The following is a 668-nucleotide window of genomic DNA, read 5'->3' as shown; positions in this document are numbered from 1 at the left end:
ACCCAGCGCTATCCCAATAGCTGTTACAGCTACTCCCAGTTCTGCGACCGTTACAAGTCCTGGTGTCAGTTGCAAAAACGCTCCATGCGCCAGATCCACAAGGCGGGGGAAAAGCTCTTTATCGACTACTGCGGGCCCACGGTGCCCATCGTCTCGCCCTCCACGAGTGAGATCCGTCAGGCCCAGATCTTTGTCGCCGTGCTTGGTGCGTCCAACTACACCTTTGCCGAGGCCACCTGGTCACAGTCACTGCCGGACTGGCTGCAAAGCCATGTCCGTGCCTTTGAGTTTTTCGGCGGGACCCCGGCACTCCTGATCCCCGACAATCTCAAGAGCGGTGTCAGCAAGGCTTGCCGTTACGATCCCGAGCTAAACCCCAGCTACCAGCAGTTGGCCGAGCACTATCAGGTGGCAGTGATGCCAGCTCGCCCTTATAAGCCTAAGGATAAAGCCAAGGCTGAAGTGGGAGTGCAGATCGTCGAGCGCTGGATCCTGGCTCGTCTACGCCATCAGACCTTCTTCTCGCTTGCCGAACTCAACCAGTGCATCCGGGCTTTGTTGAATGAGCTCAACGAGCGCCCGTTCAAGCAGCTGCCCGGTAACCGACGCGAGGCGTTTGAGCAGTTGGACCGCCCGGCACTGGGGTCACTACCGGTGCATCCCTATCG

1 protein-coding gene is annotated in these 668 nt (G+C 58.8%); it reads left to right on the top strand.

Translation table 11 applies throughout. From position 1 onward, the window contains the following. Nucleotides 1-668, top strand: a 668-nt coding sequence (istA, locus tag OKC40_RS22775; RefSeq protein ID WP_270797061.1) for an IS21 family transposase, incomplete at both ends; no start/stop codon positions are given.

Origin of the sequence: Aeromonas sp. QDB11 (assembly GCF_027705265.1) — a bacterium.
Taxonomy (GTDB): Bacteria; Pseudomonadota; Gammaproteobacteria; order Enterobacterales; family Aeromonadaceae; genus Aeromonas; species Aeromonas allosaccharophila.
Note: the sequence above shows the minus strand (reverse complement) of the source record. Positions and strands in the feature narration are given on the sequence as shown.